The sequence below is a fragment of the Tenuibacillus multivorans genome (assembly GCF_900103915.1).
GTDB lineage: Bacteria > Bacillota > Bacilli > Bacillales > Alkalibacillaceae > Tenuibacillus > Tenuibacillus multivorans.
Genome location: NZ_FNIG01000003.1, coordinates 221301 through 236970 on the forward strand (window position 1 = coordinate 221301; position 15670 = coordinate 236970).

Below are 15670 nucleotides of genomic sequence, written 5' to 3' on the forward strand. Positions count from 1 at the left end.
CGGATTATCCTCCTTTAATTTTGAATCCACCTTGCTACATCTTTAGCAAAGTAAGTCATTATTAAGTCTGCTCCTGCTCGTTTCATCGATGTCAACTTTTCTAATACGATTTCCTTTTCATCAATCCAACCATTTTGTGCGGCTGCCTTAACCATCGAATACTCACCACTAACATTATAAGCCACTACTGGAAGATTAAAACGATCTCTTACTTCTCGTACAATATCTAAATATGTCATCGCCGGCTTCACAATGAGAAGATCTGCCCCTTCTTGAATATCTGATTCCGCTTCACGTTGTGCTTCCAGTCGATTAGCCGGGTCCATTTGATAGGTCTTACGATCACCAAACTGTGGCGTACTTCCTGCTGCATCACGGAACGGGCCATAAAATGCTGATGAGTATTTGATCGCATATGACATGACTGGGATATTTTCAAATCCAGCATCATCAAGACCTTTTCTGATAGCAGCTACGAATCCATCCATCATGTTAGAAGGAGCAATAATATCAGCCCCAGCTTTAGCTTGTGAAATAGCGGTTTGGACTAATAACGGTAACGATTCATCATTATCAACAAAATGCTCGTGAATGACACCACAATGTCCATGGTCCGTATATTCACAAAGGCAAGTATCAGCTACAACAATTAAATCAGGGTAATGTTCTTTAATCAAACGTGTCGCCTGTTGGATTATCCCATCATCATTATAAGCTTCAGAACCAACGGCATCCTTTTCCTTTGGTACACCGAAAAGTAAGACAGAACGAATGCCTAATTGAACGACTTCTTCGATTTCTTCAAGAAGTAAATCTAATGATAATTGATAAATCCCTGGCATGGATGGCACTTCACTCCTCTTTCCCTCTTCCTCAAGAACAAAAATCGGATAGATCAAATCTTCTGTATGAAGCTGTGTTTCCCGAACTAGTGCGCGCATATTTTCTGAAATTCTTAAACGTCGGTGACGATCAAACTGTAAATCACTCATTCTTAGACTCCTTTCGAGCGTAATACTCTATGACTTTATAGGCTAAACCTTCTAGAGTAAAAACATCGGGAACCAATGTATGTTTAAAACGATATTCTTTAGCCTTGATCTCAGTCGTATGGCCAATACAAAAACAAGGTTTTCCTAGCACACTTGCACCTCGATGATTTATTAGTTTAAAGAACGCTTCAATTGATGATGGTGATGTAAAGACCCAAGCATCAATCTCCTGCTGGTCAACTAAATGATTTAGTGGCTTTTGTATCTCGGCATTTGTCAGCGTTCGATAGACATACATATTTTCATAATGACAACCTACACGATCAAAGGCCTCATCAATGACTCGACGAGATAGGTTACCTTTAATCATTAAAACATGACGGGGGTGATAGCGTTCGGTAAATTCCCGACTAAAATGTTCAGCATCAAAATGACTAGGAATAAAATCAGCATTAAAACCAAACTGCTGAAGCGTTTGTTCTGTCTTTGTACCCACGACTGCCATTTTTAGCTGCTTTAACGGTTCAATAGACAAACGATGATTCTCTAAGTGATGAAAAAAATACTCAACACCATTCGCACTTGTGAACACAATCCAATCAAAGTCTCTCAATTGATTGAATAATGCTTGACTCTCGTCTAAATCTGTACTTTCAAACTTAATTAAGGGTAACGCAGAAATTTTAGCATCCTTTTCATTTAGGAGGTCAATAAAATCAGAAGCTTTCTCCTCATCCCGCGAAAGAAAAATATGTTTATCTAATAGAAACGACATTATCTTTCATCCAATTCTCTTTTGGCTTCATCGACTAAATCTTTAGCACCTTGTTTGATCAATTCATTAGCTGCATCTTCACCAGCTTGAATTGGATCCTTAGAGCGTTTTTGAGTTTGTAATAAAACGTTTCCATCAGGTGATGATACAAGTGCATCTAGTACAATCTCATCACCTTCTCTTACCGCATATCCCGCAATCGGTACTTGACAGCTACCTTCTAACATACCGAGAAACTTACGTTCAGCAGCTACCGTTGTTTCCGTATATTCATGATTAATTTCATTTAGTAAATCAACTAATTCTTGGTCATCTTCACGGCATTCAATCGCTAACGCACCTTGACCAACAGCGGGTAAGCAAACCTCTGGCTCTAAAAATTCAGTCACTAGCTCAGTTGACCAACCCATACGTTTCATACCAGCTGCTGCAAGTACAATAGCATCATAGTTTTCTTCTTTTAATTTACGCAGGCGTGTTTCGATATTTCCACGAATCCACTGTATGTTTAAATCTGGCCGATAAGCTAATATTTGCGCCCCACGGCGTAGACTACTCGTTCCAATAACGGCACCATCCGGTAAATCCTTTAATTTAACATGATCGTTTGAAATAAACGCATCACGATGATCTTCCCTCTCTGGTACACAAGCAATCTTTAAACCATCTGGCATCTGAGATGGCATATCCTTCATGCTATGCACGGCCATATCAATCTCGTGGCCATACATCGCCTGTTCGATTTCTTTTACAAATAAGCCTTTCCCACCAACCTTGGATAAGGTCACGTTTTGGATTTTATCACCTTTTGTTACGATTTTTTTAATTTCGAATTCATATTGATCGGTATGTTTTTTTAGCTGGTCAATCACCCACTCGGTTTGTGTCATTGCTAGATTACTTCTTCTTGAACCTATCACGATTTTTCGCATCGTTAACCTCCTAATTTAAAATGAAAATCGGAAAGTAAAGTGAATAAAAAATAATTTAAAAACAAAATTGAAAAAGCAATGGTATTTGAAAATGCATAATCTCTTCCGACAGATTGCCTGGTGGCTTTTCGATACAAGATTATACTATAGATCACTAAGACAATAAACGAACCGATTGTCTTTGCATCTAACCAATAAAACAAATCGTTTGTCGAATATGCCCAAATTATCCCCAAAATCAAGGAAATAAACAATAATGGAGTTGATAATACCATTAATAAGTACGATAAGTTCTCCATTTGGCCCAATCTACCTAATCGCTTTAATGTTTGACCCCATTTTTTCTTTTTCAGCATGTTAAATTGAAAAAGATACAAGACTGAAAAGGCAAATGATAGCGTGTAAAGCGTATAGGCTAAAAACGCGAGAATAATATGAGCCAAGAGCATCTCACCTATAAATTGAACACCTATTGATGTTTCGCTATTCGTCAAATGCGACACTAAGAAAATTATCATGACAATGAATCCGACGACATTTATAACAAATACAAGAAAATCAACCTTATAAAAATAGTTAATAACAATCGATACTAATAGAATTAGCCAGGCGTAAAAATATAAGCCCTCCATTATACTAAAAACAGGCAATTGTCCTGTTACGTAAATATTACCAAATAAAAAAATGGTCTGTAAAAACCAAACCAATAAAAGTAACCAGAAGGCCATTTGATTTGCCTTCCGGTCCTGTTTAACAAAGTCATAAAAATACATAATCAAACTAAGTGCATATAATATGACGATTAATTCATAAATACGAAAGTCTTCAAAGGCACTCATAGGAGTTTCCCCTTAACTTAACTGTGTTGGATTGATTGAATTAAATTTTTAACAGGAAGAGAGCGTCGAACCATTTCATGGCTTTGGTGTTTCTGACTTTGCTTCTCTAACTCTTGCTTCACCTCTTCATCAATACCAAACACTCGAATAAACAACTTCAGCATATCATCCGCGTGCTCTTCTCCTGCCATTTCTTTTGCTTGTAAAATAGGCTCTTTTAACATTTGGTTAATAATACTTTTTGTATGTTTATTTAACACCTTGCGTTCACGATTGGTTAAATCTGGCATTTTACGCTCAATTGATGCCATTGTTTGTTCCTGAATCACCAACGCTTTATTTCTCAATGCTGAGATTACTGGAACAACACCCAGTGTCGTTAGCCACTCTTCAAATTCCTTTATCTCTTCTGAAATCATGGTTTCAATTTCTGCCGCTGCTTTCTTACGTTCTTCTAAGTTTTGATCGACAATACCTTGTAGGTCATCAATATCATAAAGGAAAACATTTTCTAACTCATCAATTTCAGGATCTAAATTACGAGGTACAGCAATATCTACAAGGAATAATGGTTTGCCATGTCTTTTTTTCAACACACGACCAACTTGATCTTTATTTAATACAAAATCATTGGCACCAGCAGAGGCAATAAGTATATCAGCATTTTCTAAGACCTCTTCGAATTGATCTAATGATTTTGCATCGCCTGAAAAACGTGCGGCAAGTTCCTCTGCTTTAGCGTACGTACGGTTCACTACCGTAATTTTCTCAACACCACTGCCGTATAAGTTTTGAACAGCCAAATCACCCATTTTTCCAGCACCAAGAATGACGACATGTTGTTCTTGAAGCTGATCGAAAATTGTTTTCGATAATTCAACAGCAGCATAACTGATGGAAACAGCGTGTTCTCCTATTTCCGTTTCACGATGGGAACGTTTTGCCGTTGTAATGACTTGCTTAAATAATTGATTAAATATTAATCCAGATGCATCATATTCTTGAGCTGTTTGAAAGGCATCCTTAACCTGCCCTAGAATTTGCGTTTCACCCAATACCATTGAATCTAATCCAGCAGAAACATGGAATAATCGCTGGATTGCATCTTTATCCTCTAAAATTTCAACATGATTGGTGACAAAATCAATTTCTTCATTAAACCAGTTAGCCATAAAACGCTTCACATAATAACGACCAGTATGTAACTGGTCTGCCACAACATATATTTCAGTACGATTACATGTTGATACTATGACGTTTTCCAGAATGCTTTTTTCCTGATTTAACGCGACCATTGCATCACTTACTTGTTTTTCTGGAAAGGCTAACTTTTCCCTTACCTCAACTGGGGCTGTCCGATAGTTTAAACTCACAACTATGACATGCATACCCTTCACCCCTTATCTATACGTTCATTCTTTATAATGTTAGTATACCAATAGACCTTATTTTATTACTCCCGTAATCATGAACATAATATGAAAATTTGTGATAATATTAAATTAGAATTATTATTAATAACTAATTGTAAAGATAACACATCAAGGTCGAGCCTTCAAGAAAACTGATTTGGGAGCGGAGTTAATGAAACAACAGAAATCTTTTCTAGGAATTATTCTAATTGGAATCGGTATTTATTTTCTATTGCAACAATATTCCATACCCTTTTTATCACGATTTGATACTTGGCCGACCATATTAATCATATTAGGTATTGCCTTTTTATTCAATGGTTATGGTAATAACCAGCACGATCATATTTTTCCAGGTGTGATTTTATTAGGTTTGGGAATTCATTTTCATGCCTTAGAACATAGTACAAAGTGGATTGATCATTGGGGTATGTATACACTCGTTATCGGTTTTGCTTTTTTATTGAAGTCACAAAAGACGAAACAAGGGCTATTAGTCGGTATCATTTTTTTAATTATATCATTTATTGCAATCACAACCATTGCTATGCCCGGTTGGTTTTACTGGTTCGATTATGCTTTTTATCATTTAGAACGTTTTTGGCCTGCACTTTTAATCATCATCGGTGCCGTCTTAATCTTTAAAAAGTAAGGTTTTTGAGTAATTAACCATTATATATGGAAAAAGCTGATTCAATCATTGAATCAGCTTCTCTACCTAAAGAAATTTCCTTATATATTTCCATGCCTCATCTTTACCTTCTCCTGTTTCAGCAGAGAAAGTTACTAGATGATCTTCCGGCTCGATATCTAATGCTTCCTTTATGATTTTAATATGTTTGTCACGTTTACCTTTTTTAACTTTATCCATTTTCGTAGCCACGACTAAGACAGGTATCTCAAAGTGCTTTAAGAAGTCATACATAATAATATCATCTTCGGTAGGCGGGTGACGCATATCAGTTAATAGGACAGTTGCTTCAAGTGTTTCACGTAACTGAAAATATTCTTCCATCATTCTTCCCCATGCTTCACGCTCTTTTTTGGAAACTTTAGCATAGCCATAGCCAGGTACATCAACAAAAAAGAAAGAATCATTGATTTTATAAAAATTGAGCGTTTGTGTTTTTCCCGGCTTTGAAGATGTTCTCGCTAAACTTTTACGCTGAATCATACGATTTATAAAGGAAGACTTCCCCACATTCGAGCGACCCGCCAAGGCAATCTCCGGCAGATTTTCATTAGGATATTGCTTTTGACTAACCGCACTGATGACGATTTCAGCTTGATTAACTTTCATACTAATTCTCCTCTAATAAGGCATGTTCTAACACCTGATCGAGATGATTCACTTTAATAAAGGTTAAGTCATCACGTACACTTTCAGGAATATCTTCTAAATCCTTGTCATTCTCTTTTGGTATAATAATTGTTGTTAAACCAGCACGATGCGCACTTAAAGATTTTTCTTTTAGTCCACCAATCGGTAGGACGCGACCACGTAATGTAATCTCGCCTGTCATTCCCACCTCTTTACGTACCGGGCGATTCGTCAATGCAGAAACGAGCGCTGTTGCGATCGTGATACCGGCAGATGGACCATCTTTTGGCGTGGCCCCCTCTGGAACGTGAATATGAACATCGTATTTCTCATAAAAATCAGAATCGATATTAAGCTCCTCCGTACGTGAACGGACATAACTGAATGCCGCTTCAGCTGATTCCTTCATAACATCCCCTAATTTACCAGTGAGTGTTAATTTACCCTTACCTTTAGCCAATGAGATTTCAATCGATAATGTATCCCCACCAGCCTGTGTATAGGCTAGCCCTGTAGCCGCACCAGTTTGATGATCTTTCTCAGCTTGTCCATAACGGAAACGAGGTTTACCTAATAAGTCTTCTAAACGCTTCTCCGTAATCACCACGCGCTTCTGTTTTTCAGAAACAATGATTTTTGCTGCTTTACGACACAGTGAAGCAAATTGACGCTCTAAGTTACGAACTCCAGCTTCACGCGTATACATTCTAATTAGTTTTAAAATCGCGTCATCTCGAATTTGAAGCTGCCCTTTTGTTAAGCCGTTTTCCTTAAGTTGTTTTTGGATAAGATGTTCCTTCGATATATGAAGCTTTTCAACTTCAGTGTATCCCGCAATAGAGATGACTTCCATACGGTCTAATAATGGTCCTGGGATTGTTGCTAAATTATTAGCAGTCGCAATAAACATCACCTTCGAAAGATCATAAGGCTCTTCAATAAAGTGATCACTATAGGTGTGATTTTGCTCAGGATCTAATACCTCTAACATAGCAGAGGATGGATCACCGCGGAAATCACTTGCCATTTTATCTATTTCATCTAATAAGAAAACAGGATTAATCGTTTCAGCCTTCTTCATTCCTTGAATGATTCGTCCAGGCATCGCTCCGACATAGGTTCGGCGGTGACCTCTAATTTCAGCTTCATCTCTAACACCACCTAATGACATACGGACAAAATTACGATTAATCGCCCGGGCAATGGATTTCGCAAGTGAAGTCTTACCAACACCTGGTGGTCCAACTAGACATAAAATCGGTCCTTTAATTGATTGAGTCAGTTTTTGAACAGAGAGATACTCTAACACCCGTTCCTTTACCTTATCTAATCCATAATGATCTTCATTTAATATTCTTTCCGCCCGATTAATATCCAAGTTATCGGTCGTTTCCTTCGTCCATGGAATCGAAACCAACCATTCGATATAGTTTCGAATAACAGAACTCTCGGCTGAGGTTTGCGGCACCTTTTCATAACGATCTAATTCTTTAAGCGCTACATTTTCAATTCGTTCTGGCATATTAGCTTGATCAATTTGATCTTTAAGCTCTGCTACCTCACCGGTTTTTCCATCACGTTCACCAAGTTCCTTTTGAATCGCCTTAAGCTGCTCACGTAAGTAATATTCACGTTGTGTTCTCTCCATGGAGCGCTTCACACGTTGACCAAGCTTTTTCTCCATGCTTAAAACTTCTTTTTCATTTTTTATGAGATGCATGATATAGTCTAAACGCTCAGGAACATATACAATTTCCAAAATACGTTGTTTATGCTGAATTTTTAATGATAAATGTGAACTCACCATATCAGTCAAATGACCGGGTTCGGTGATATCCTTAACGGTATTATAAGTATCTTGGTTTAACTTTTTAGATATTTTAGTAAATTCATGAAAATCATCGATTAACATCCGCATGAGAGCTTGTTCTTCTACTCCGTCTCCATGCTCTTCTTCTAGCTCTTCATAAGTAACCGAAAAGTAAGGATCTTCATTTTCGAAAGATTGCACTTCTGCTCGCTTCAAGCCTTCAACTAATATACGTCTTGTACCATTTGGTAATTTGACCATCTGTTTGATATGTGCAACGGTTCCCGTTAAATATATGTCATCCTTTGATGGATGATCCAACGATGTTTCACTCTGAGTTGCTAAAAGTATATGATGGTCATCCATCATGGCCTGTTCTAATGCTTTAACTGATTTTTCTCTTCCCACATCTAAATGCATAACCATTGCTGGATAGACAACAACACCACGCAATGGTAGGAGGGGGATTTCTGTTTTCTTATCGTTATCCAAAGGTGAACACCTCCATATTTTTCCGTAACCTTATCATATAGAATTACTAATAACTTGTAAATTGTTATAATGGTGAGCCTTATGTAAGACTTCATTTCATCATACTCCATGAAATCAGATCACACCATTAGTATGTACAAAATTTGTTATAGAAATAAAGAAACTCGCCAAAAAAATGGCGAGCTCTAAGTGAAATCACAATTCATTCAAATTAAGCACTTTCTTTAGGCTCTTCGTTTTGATCCACAACCGAACCATCTTTCATCACAAGCTTCGGTTTACCGTTATCTAACTTAACCGTATCACGTGTAATGATACATTTCTCAATGTCATCACGTGAAGGTAATTCAAACATAACATCTAACATAATGTCTTCAATAATCGAACGTAAACCACGAGCTCCTGTTTTACGTTCGATGGCTTTTCTCGAAACCTCGCGTAAAGCCTCTTCCTCAAGCTCTAATTCAACATCATCAATATCAAATAATTTCTCATATTGTTTAACTAATGCATTTTTAGGCTTCGTTAAGATTTCAACTAATGCGTCTTCATCTAATTGTTCTAGGCTGCCGATAACCGGTAAACGACCGATAAATTCTGGAATTAAGCCATATCGTAATAAGTCTTCAGGGAGAACTTTAGTTAATAAATCCTCTTCTTGTACTTCAGCATTTTTAGCTTCCGCACCAAAACCAATGACCTTCTCACCTAAACGACGTTTTATAATTTGATCAATACCGTCAAAAGCACCACCGACGATGAATAAAACATTTGTTGTGTCAATCTGGATGAATTCTTGATGTGGATGTTTACGTCCACCTTGTGGCGGTACACTTGCTTGGGTGCCTTCTAGAATTTTAAGTAAAGCCTGCTGTACCCCTTCACCCGATACATCACGTGTGATTGAAGGGTTCTCCGACTTACGCGCTACTTTATCAATCTCATCGATATAAATAATCCCTTTTTCAGCTTTATCAACGTCATAGTCAGCTGCTTGAATTAGTTTTAATAAAATATTTTCAACATCTTCGCCGACATAACCCGCTTCAGTAAGTGACGTGGCATCGGCAATTGCAAATGGTACGTTTAGAATTCTTGCTAATGTTTGAGCTAATAATGTTTTACCACTACCAGTTGGTCCAAGTAATAAAATATTACTTTTAGCTAATTCAACCTCATCGTTTTTGACGTTATTTGAGTTAATACGTTTGTAGTGGTTATAAACCGCAACAGATAATGATTTTTTAGCTTGCTCTTGGCCGATTACATAATCATCAAGAATCTCACAGATTTCTCTTGGTTTAGGTACCTCTTTAAATTCCTCAGCTTCAGTTGAGCCAAGTTCTTCTTCAACGATCTCTGTACAAAGATCAATACATTCATCACATATATAAACACCTGGGCCAGCAACTAACTTGCGAACCTGGTCTTGTGTTTTACCGCAAAATGAGCATTTAAGCTGCCCTTTTTCTTCGTTAAACTTAAACATGCTTTCACCCCATAAAATATAATCTGTATCTTAACAATGTTTCCTTATTCTGTGTTGAAAATAATATCGTAATTCTCATTATGTACTTGAAATATTAAATAGTCAAAAGAAAAACTTATAAACATCTTATGCAAAGAAACATAAAAGTTACACCTAATATGTCAATGAATTTTATGTAAGGAAGGGATTGATGATTAAAAATGTATGTAAAAGGCACGTATTTAAAACGTGCCTTCTTACCCTAACATTATACAGTTTTACTTTGATTTACGAGGAAGTCGATGGCTTTTTTCATTTTTAGATCATCTTTTAGCATATCGGTATTGCCACCAAGCATTTTAGTTAAATTATCGATATCGGTGTTATACATTGAAGCCATATCTTCAAGTTCTTTTTGGACATCTTCTTCTGTCACCTCAAGGTCTTCTTTATCAGAAATAGCTTCTAATGTTAAGTTTGTACGAACGCGTTTTTCCGCATCTTCTTTCATTTGTTCCTTAAGCGCTTGTTCGTCATGACCAGAGAATTGGAAGTACATATCAAGCGTCATACCTTGCATTTGCAGACGCTGTTCGAACTCTTGCATCATGCGGTCAAGCTCAGTATCAACCATCGCTTGAGGAATATCCATTTCAGCATTATCTGCTGCTTGATTTACAAGTGATTCACGTTTTTCTACATCAGCGTCATTTTTCTTCTCTTCTTCTAGACGCTCTCTTGTTTTTTGTCTTAACTCATCAAGACTTTCAACGTTTTCATCCACATCTTTAGCAAACTCATCATCTAAGTCAGGTAGTTCTTTTGTCTTAATATCATGAATTTTCACTTTAAAAGTGGCTTCCTTACCAGCTAAATCCTCAGCTTGGTAATCCTCTGGGAATGTAACTTCTACATCAAATTCTTCTCCAGCAGAATGACCAATTAACTGCTCTTCAAATCCTGGAATAAATGAACCAGAGCCAACTTCTAATGAATGGTTTTCAGCTGAACCGCCCTCAAATGCTTCACCATCTAAGAAGCCTTCAAAGTCGATGACCACTGTGTCACCATTTTCAACTTCGCCTTCTTCTTTTACAACAAGCTCAGCATGTTTTTCTTGAAGAGATTTTAATTCTTCTTCAACATCTTCATCCTTAACAGTTGTATCTTTTTCTTCTACTTCTAGTCCTTTGTAATCACCAAGTTCAACTTCTGGCTTAACCGTTACATTGGCTATAAAAATTAACGGTTTTCCTTTTTCAATTTGTTCAATATCAATATCCGGACGGTCAATAGGTGTAATATCCGCTTCTTCAATAGCATTCATATACGCATCCGGCAAAACAATATCAACGGCATCCTGATATAGGGATTCTACGCCGAAACGTTTTTCAAAAATATTTCGAGGTACCTTACCTTTACGGAAACCTGGTACTTGAACTTGTTTAACAACTTTTTTGAAAGCCTGGTCTAACGCCTGATCAAATTTGTCAGTATCAACTTCAAACGTTAAGACGCCTTCATTACCTTCTTTCTTTTCCCATTTTGCTGACATAAAAATCTTCCCTCCAAAAACTATTTATTACGTCAATTAATAGATCGCGAACACAGTCCATCACTGTCTATGCATAATGCAACCATTATATTATAACATAGAAATTTAGCCATTCAATAACCTAATTCAATGAAATCATCAATCTTCAATCTGTGAAAAATAGACCTTTTCTAAACGTTCGATTTCTTTCATCCATGTCGCTAATTCTTCCGGTATGTAAGACGACCAATCAGTTTGATCTAATTGTAAATAACTTTTAGCCAGTGCTATAACAGCATCAGCCACGGTATGTGTTAAGCTTTCAGGTGGTGTAAAAGGAAACTTTATATATAGGAAACGATATAAGACTTGCTTTGTAAACTGAAAAAGTGTTGGGTCATCCTGTTCAACCTCTTCTAGTTCACTTAAAACATCTTGAGCAAAACGAGTATCAAGCACATCAGGTAATTTAGATGGCGTAAACCAGTCTGTTTCATCAAACTTCTCAACTTCAATTCCTTGATCAATGTCCTCATCCATGCACCACTGTAAAATGCCTGTTTTAATAACAGGATTAAGGTGTGTATCACTTAAGTAAGGGATTAATTGATCTAAATACGGCTGGATTGGAAATTTACGGTGATAGGATAGAAGCTTCCATTGTTCCTGAAAGTTCCCATTTTCCAATGAGTCCAAAAAATGATTCATATGTTCTTCTGATTCTTGATCGGTGGCATTCTCCAGAAATTGCTTACTCATGTCGTATAGTTGTTCAAATGATTCTTCATATTCCACGGGTAGTGAAGATGTTTCTTTAATCTCATCTAACAAATCAACAACTTCTGAGTATTGACTTGTTTGAAATAGAATCGACAAATAAATATGTAAATACTTAAAATAATGATCGTCGTCTTCTCGCATCAGTTTTCGACAGAGCATAATGGCTTCATCATATCGACTTAACTCGATAAAACATATCACTTTGGCCGTTAAAATATCGTTTGATGCCTCATTAAAACTCTCTAACTGCTCAATATGTATTAACGCTTCTTCATAATTCTTATGTTTAACAGCATCAAAACTTTTAGCCTCTAATTCCTTTCTCCAGCCCGGGAACATGACGACATCATGATGTTCATAATCCATTTCTAAAACCATCCCGTCTTAAATAAATATTTAACTGTAAACTTACTGTACCCATAAAAAGTCTATAAAAAACATCAATTAAAAAATTTTATCCCCCCTAATACTAAATGATTATTTGCTACACCTAATAACATCATACATGAAATTAAGCATTAATAATAGGTCAAAAATGGTATTTTTTCCTAGCTATAAAAAATGTTAAGATCTTCTTTCTTTTCTATCTATATTAGTTTTTCCCAATCTTTTTATTTTAATTAGCCTAATCCATTCATGATTTTCTATAAACAAGGAAAAATTAAGTACCATACGAAAAAGAAGGGGCGGAAATAAAATGTCTATTCAAGAAGTCATTTTAAGAATCATCATTACATTTATAACCTTACTTATTCTGGCAAGAATGATGGGGCGTAAAGAAGTCGGTCAGCTTACCTTTTTTAATTTTATCTCGGCGATTTCTATAGGTAGTATCGGCGCAAGCCTCGCCATCAATTCAAACCTCAGTATCCGAAATGGGCTTATTGCATTAGTTGGATGGACCATCATCACCATAATTTTTGATTTAATCGATATAAAGTCAAAAGGAGCAAGGACAGCCATATCTGGCCAACCAAGTGTCTTAATTAAAAACGGGAAGATAATGGAAAGTGAATTACGGAAGTCGCGTCTTGATATAGATACGTTAAACGCCCTTCTAAGACAAAATAGTGTTCATTCCATGAAAGATGTTGATCATGCTATTTTGGAAGTGGACGGCAAATTATCCGTGATGAAAAAAGAAGAACAAAGACCAGCAACAAAATCGGATGTCAATGCACCTATACCGACATATCCTTATCCGCTTGCGACCTCAGTCATATCAGATGGTAAAATCATTCACCAAAACTTAAAAAAGTTAAATCTTGATGTCGAATGGTTAACAGGGCAATTAAAACAACAGGGTATTCAAAATTTATCTGAAGTTTTCTATGGTGAAATGCAACAAGATGGTACCTTATACATTGATCAAAAAAGCCAGGAACTAAATGGTTAATATTACCTTGTATTAACTGTTGATAAAAAATAATTTTTCTATTAAAATAAATCAGTTGTGGTTCGGTTTAGTTGTAATCGGACACGACTGTTTTTTATACTTGATAATAGAATAGCTATTTTGAAAATGATTGTTTTTAAGAAGTTAATTTGATACACGAAGTTCTATATTGCAGTTGAAATACACGGAGACTCCTGGTCGGCTAAATACGGCCACGTCCTGCGCCTGCGGTTACTCGGCGCAAACTTACGCAAGGATGTAACGCAAGTAGCATTTGTGGCCAACGCCGACACTTGAACGTCCAGTTCTTCGCGGAAATAGCATCAGCTGAAGACCCCGCAGTGAGCGAACTCTGCTCACGAGGAGGCTGAAGCGTTGTCCGCGGCAAAGAAGACAATACGAATTCGAACCAAAGTGAGCAGGAGTGTCACACTTGTGCCGTTTAGGGTGAAAGCGAAGTGTATTTCAACTGTGGTGGTGTAAATGCAACATTGAATACGAAACAGCCTAGAATATAAGGAGGGAAGCAGCTATGGGACTTGTCGTTGTTGAAATTTGTGATGGGAACTTGATCAGTCAAATTAATCTGGAAGAATTATTAGAAAAAGAATACCCAGAAGTAGCAGTGATTGAGAATAGCTGCCTCTCCTTCTGCGGTTTATGTGCAGTAAGACCATATGCACTTGTTAACGGAAAACGCGTTTTTGGCAAAAACACCGAAGAAGCTGTTGAAAAAATTAAAGCCTTAATCGAAGAAGAGCTAGCGGTATTTTTCTAATTTCGGAGGACAGGAACCGTGAATATCATTACTATATTTAAAAATAGTTTACAATTACCAAAGAAACAAGCACTCTTTCGATTAAATCGGATGAACATGCGTGATACGCTAGTGTATATTAATATTCTTTTCTTCTTACTATTTCTTCCATATGCGATCGATTTTGTTTTGAATGTTAAAGAGAAAAGTGGAAGTATACCAGATGTTGTTTATATACAAGTTGGATTTCTATATCCTGCGTTATCCCTTTTTATCACCATTTTAACCGTTTCACTTTTGGCAGTCGTGGCTTACGGGATGAGAAGTGCTTTAAAAAGAAGATTGGCTTACCATCAATTATGGAAAATGACAGCTTTTGCACTGACCATCCCAATTATGATTTACTTCGTCATTAACGTATTTAATATAGAAAACTTTTTTCTATTCATCTTACCTATATTATTATTTATCTATTTCTTTTATAAAATGATTACCGTCTATCCAAGACAAAATAAATAGACCTGTCCCAGTTGGGCAGGTCTATTCTTGTAGCGTCCCAGAAGAGATTCGAACTCCCGACCCACAGCTTAGGAGGCTGTTGCTCTATCCAACTGAGCTACTGGGACACAATCTAGGTTGAACACGTTATTATTAAATCAGTTTTTTTAAAATGATTCAACCCATCTTGACTAATCTCTTTGCCACCTCTATACACTACTTCCCCACATACCGCTTCAAAGTGAAGAAAGTAACATGGATCATTGACATGACTTTTTAGAAAATAACGATTCTGACTCGTTTCTATATAATAGCTTTGGTTAATCGAACCACCACTTACAGGTCGAATCTGTTTCAATTCAGTATGATCATTCGCAGCAAATAAAGCTTGTTTAACCAGTGATTCCATATTCATATTCCTAAAAGTATATTTACTATAAGATTATCATTATTTTTGGATTATAAAATTGACTTTGTAGAATTTTGTAGTAAAATAGCACTATAACAATAAGATTAGTTCACATCCGATAATGGCAAACTTATCGAAAGATAGGGACGCAAAGCCACGGGTCTACGGTCCTATAATAGACTAAGATCGCCGGGTTACCGAAGATGAGATTAATAAAGGTTGGTCTCAATATTCGGTGAGACTGACCTTTTTTGT

15 protein-coding genes, 1 tRNA gene and 1 riboswitch are annotated in these 15670 nt (G+C 36.6%); of the genes, 4 read left to right on the forward strand and 12 right to left on the reverse strand.

All coding sequences use genetic code 11. From position 1 onward, the window contains the following. Window positions 1-14: 14 nt before the first annotated feature. From hemB to hemA, 5 genes are read right to left on the reverse strand one after another with little or no spacing between them, the layout of a single operon-like run. Complete coding sequence (hemB, locus tag BLP77_RS06070; RefSeq protein ID WP_093856228.1) at window positions 15-992, reverse strand: porphobilinogen synthase; 978 nt, start codon at window positions 990-992, stop codon at window positions 15-17. Next, window positions 985-1767: a uroporphyrinogen-III synthase gene (locus tag BLP77_RS06075; protein WP_093856229.1), complete on the reverse strand. Its 783-nt coding sequence runs from the start codon at window positions 1765-1767 to the stop codon at window positions 985-987. Before BLP77_RS06075 ends, hemB begins: the two co-directional genes overlap by 8 nt. Beyond that, the gene (gene hemC / locus BLP77_RS06080) at window positions 1767-2699 is read right to left on the reverse strand and encodes a hydroxymethylbilane synthase (protein WP_093856230.1); all 933 of its coding nucleotides are present in this window, start codon (window positions 2697-2699) and stop codon (window positions 1767-1769) included. The genes BLP77_RS06075 and hemC overlap by 1 nt, the downstream gene beginning before the upstream one ends. Before the next feature lie 2 nt (window positions 2700-2701). Beyond that, window positions 2702-3538 carry a cytochrome C assembly family protein gene (locus BLP77_RS06085; RefSeq protein WP_093856231.1) on the reverse strand — a complete coding sequence of 279 codons (837 nt, stop codon included), beginning with the start codon at window positions 3536-3538 and terminating at the stop codon, window positions 2702-2704. Window positions 3539-3555: 17 nt separating this feature from the next. Then, the gene (hemA, locus tag BLP77_RS06090) at window positions 3556-4926 is read right to left on the reverse strand and encodes a glutamyl-tRNA reductase (RefSeq protein WP_093856232.1); all 1371 of its coding nucleotides are present in this window, start codon (window positions 4924-4926) and stop codon (window positions 3556-3558) included. A 196-nt stretch (window positions 4927-5122) separates the two neighbouring features. Between hemA and BLP77_RS06095 the strand changes: the two genes are divergently transcribed. Then, window positions 5123-5602 (forward strand): LiaI-LiaF-like domain-containing protein, encoded by a 480-nt coding sequence (locus BLP77_RS06095; protein ID WP_093856233.1) that lies wholly within the window; start codon window positions 5123-5125, stop codon window positions 5600-5602. 66 nt (window positions 5603-5668) lie between these two features. Here the strand turns inward: BLP77_RS06095 and yihA are convergent, their stop codons facing one another. The 5 genes from yihA to BLP77_RS06120 form a co-directional block, all read right to left on the reverse strand. Beyond that, window positions 5669-6250 (reverse strand): ribosome biogenesis GTP-binding protein YihA/YsxC, encoded by a 582-nt coding sequence (gene yihA, locus BLP77_RS06100; protein WP_093856234.1) that lies wholly within the window; start codon window positions 6248-6250, stop codon window positions 5669-5671. 1 nt (window position 6251) lies between these two features. Further along, window positions 6252-8573: an endopeptidase La gene (gene lon, locus BLP77_RS06105; RefSeq protein ID WP_093856235.1), complete on the reverse strand. Its 2322-nt coding sequence runs from the start codon at window positions 8571-8573 to the stop codon at window positions 6252-6254. A gap of 211 nt (window positions 8574-8784) precedes the next feature. After that, window positions 8785-10062: an ATP-dependent protease ATP-binding subunit ClpX gene (gene clpX / locus BLP77_RS06110; RefSeq protein ID WP_093856236.1), complete on the reverse strand. Its 1278-nt coding sequence runs from the start codon at window positions 10060-10062 to the stop codon at window positions 8785-8787. A 247-nt stretch (window positions 10063-10309) separates the two neighbouring features. Next, window positions 10310-11596 carry a trigger factor gene (gene tig, locus BLP77_RS06115; protein WP_093856237.1) on the reverse strand — a complete coding sequence of 429 codons (1287 nt, stop codon included), beginning with the start codon at window positions 11594-11596 and terminating at the stop codon, window positions 10310-10312. Between the two features lie 138 nt (window positions 11597-11734). After that, complete coding sequence (locus BLP77_RS06120) at window positions 11735-12721, reverse strand: tetratricopeptide repeat protein (protein ID WP_093856238.1); 987 nt, start codon at window positions 12719-12721, stop codon at window positions 11735-11737. A 331-nt stretch (window positions 12722-13052) separates the two neighbouring features. On the opposite strand from BLP77_RS06120, the gene BLP77_RS06125 reads away from it, so the two are divergent. From BLP77_RS06125 to BLP77_RS06135, 3 genes are all read left to right on the forward strand, one after another. Continuing rightward, window positions 13053-13751, forward strand: a complete 699-nt coding sequence (locus tag BLP77_RS06125) for a YetF domain-containing protein (RefSeq protein WP_093856239.1) — start codon at window positions 13053-13055, stop codon at window positions 13749-13751. Window positions 13752-14283: 532 nt separating this feature from the next. Next, window positions 14284-14529, forward strand: coding sequence for a YuzB family protein (locus BLP77_RS06130; RefSeq protein ID WP_093856240.1), 246 nt, complete (start codon window positions 14284-14286; stop codon window positions 14527-14529). An 18-nt stretch (window positions 14530-14547) separates the two neighbouring features. Next, entirely contained in the window at window positions 14548-15027 is a 480-nt protein-coding gene (locus BLP77_RS06135; protein WP_093856241.1) for a DUF1189 family protein, read from the forward strand. A gap of 33 nt (window positions 15028-15060) precedes the next feature. On the opposite strand, the gene BLP77_RS06140 is transcribed toward BLP77_RS06135, so the two are convergent. Next, window positions 15061-15134, reverse strand: a tRNA-Arg gene (locus tag BLP77_RS06140). A 5-nt stretch (window positions 15135-15139) separates the two neighbouring features. Further along, window positions 15140-15415 carry a fructosamine kinase family protein gene (locus BLP77_RS06145; protein ID WP_093856242.1) on the reverse strand — a complete coding sequence of 92 codons (276 nt, stop codon included), beginning with the start codon at window positions 15413-15415 and terminating at the stop codon, window positions 15140-15142. A gap of 113 nt (window positions 15416-15528) precedes the next feature. Further along, a riboswitch (cyclic di-GMP riboswitch) is annotated at window positions 15529-15617 on the forward strand. Window positions 15618-15670 lie beyond the last annotated feature (53 nt).

What these genes read in the sequence shown, in the direction of transcription:
- BLP77_RS06145 (WP_093856242.1), bottom strand. Translation starts at nt 15,415, where the DNA reads ATGGAATCACTGGTTAAACAAGCTTTATTTGCTGCGAATGATCATACT.
- clpX (WP_093856236.1), bottom strand. Translation starts at nt 10,062, where the DNA reads ATGTTTAAGTTTAACGAAGAAAAAGGGCAGCTTAAATGCTCATTTTGC.
- BLP77_RS06095 (WP_093856233.1), top strand. Translation starts at nt 5,123, where the DNA reads ATGAAACAACAGAAATCTTTTCTAGGAATTATTCTAATTGGAATCGGT.
- BLP77_RS06130 (WP_093856240.1), top strand. Translation starts at nt 14,284, where the DNA reads ATGGGACTTGTCGTTGTTGAAATTTGTGATGGGAACTTGATCAGTCAA.
- hemA (WP_093856232.1), bottom strand. Translation starts at nt 4,926, where the DNA reads ATGCATGTCATAGTTGTGAGTTTAAACTATCGGACAGCCCCAGTTGAG.
- BLP77_RS06120 (WP_093856238.1), bottom strand. Translation starts at nt 12,721, where the DNA reads ATGGATTATGAACATCATGATGTCGTCATGTTCCCGGGCTGGAGAAAG.
- BLP77_RS06085 (WP_093856231.1), bottom strand. Translation starts at nt 3,538, where the DNA reads ATGAGTGCCTTTGAAGACTTTCGTATTTATGAATTAATCGTCATATTA.
- tig (WP_093856237.1), bottom strand. Translation starts at nt 11,596, where the DNA reads ATGTCAGCAAAATGGGAAAAGAAAGAAGGTAATGAAGGCGTCTTAACG.
- hemC (WP_093856230.1), bottom strand. Translation starts at nt 2,699, where the DNA reads ATGCGAAAAATCGTGATAGGTTCAAGAAGAAGTAATCTAGCAATGACA.
- BLP77_RS06075 (WP_093856229.1), bottom strand. Translation starts at nt 1,767, where the DNA reads ATGTCGTTTCTATTAGATAAACATATTTTTCTTTCGCGGGATGAGGAG.
- hemB (WP_093856228.1), bottom strand. Translation starts at nt 992, where the DNA reads ATGAGTGATTTACAGTTTGATCGTCACCGACGTTTAAGAATTTCAGAA.
- yihA (WP_093856234.1), bottom strand. Translation starts at nt 6,250, where the DNA reads ATGAAAGTTAATCAAGCTGAAATCGTCATCAGTGCGGTTAGTCAAAAG.
- BLP77_RS06125 (WP_093856239.1), top strand. Translation starts at nt 13,053, where the DNA reads ATGTCTATTCAAGAAGTCATTTTAAGAATCATCATTACATTTATAACC.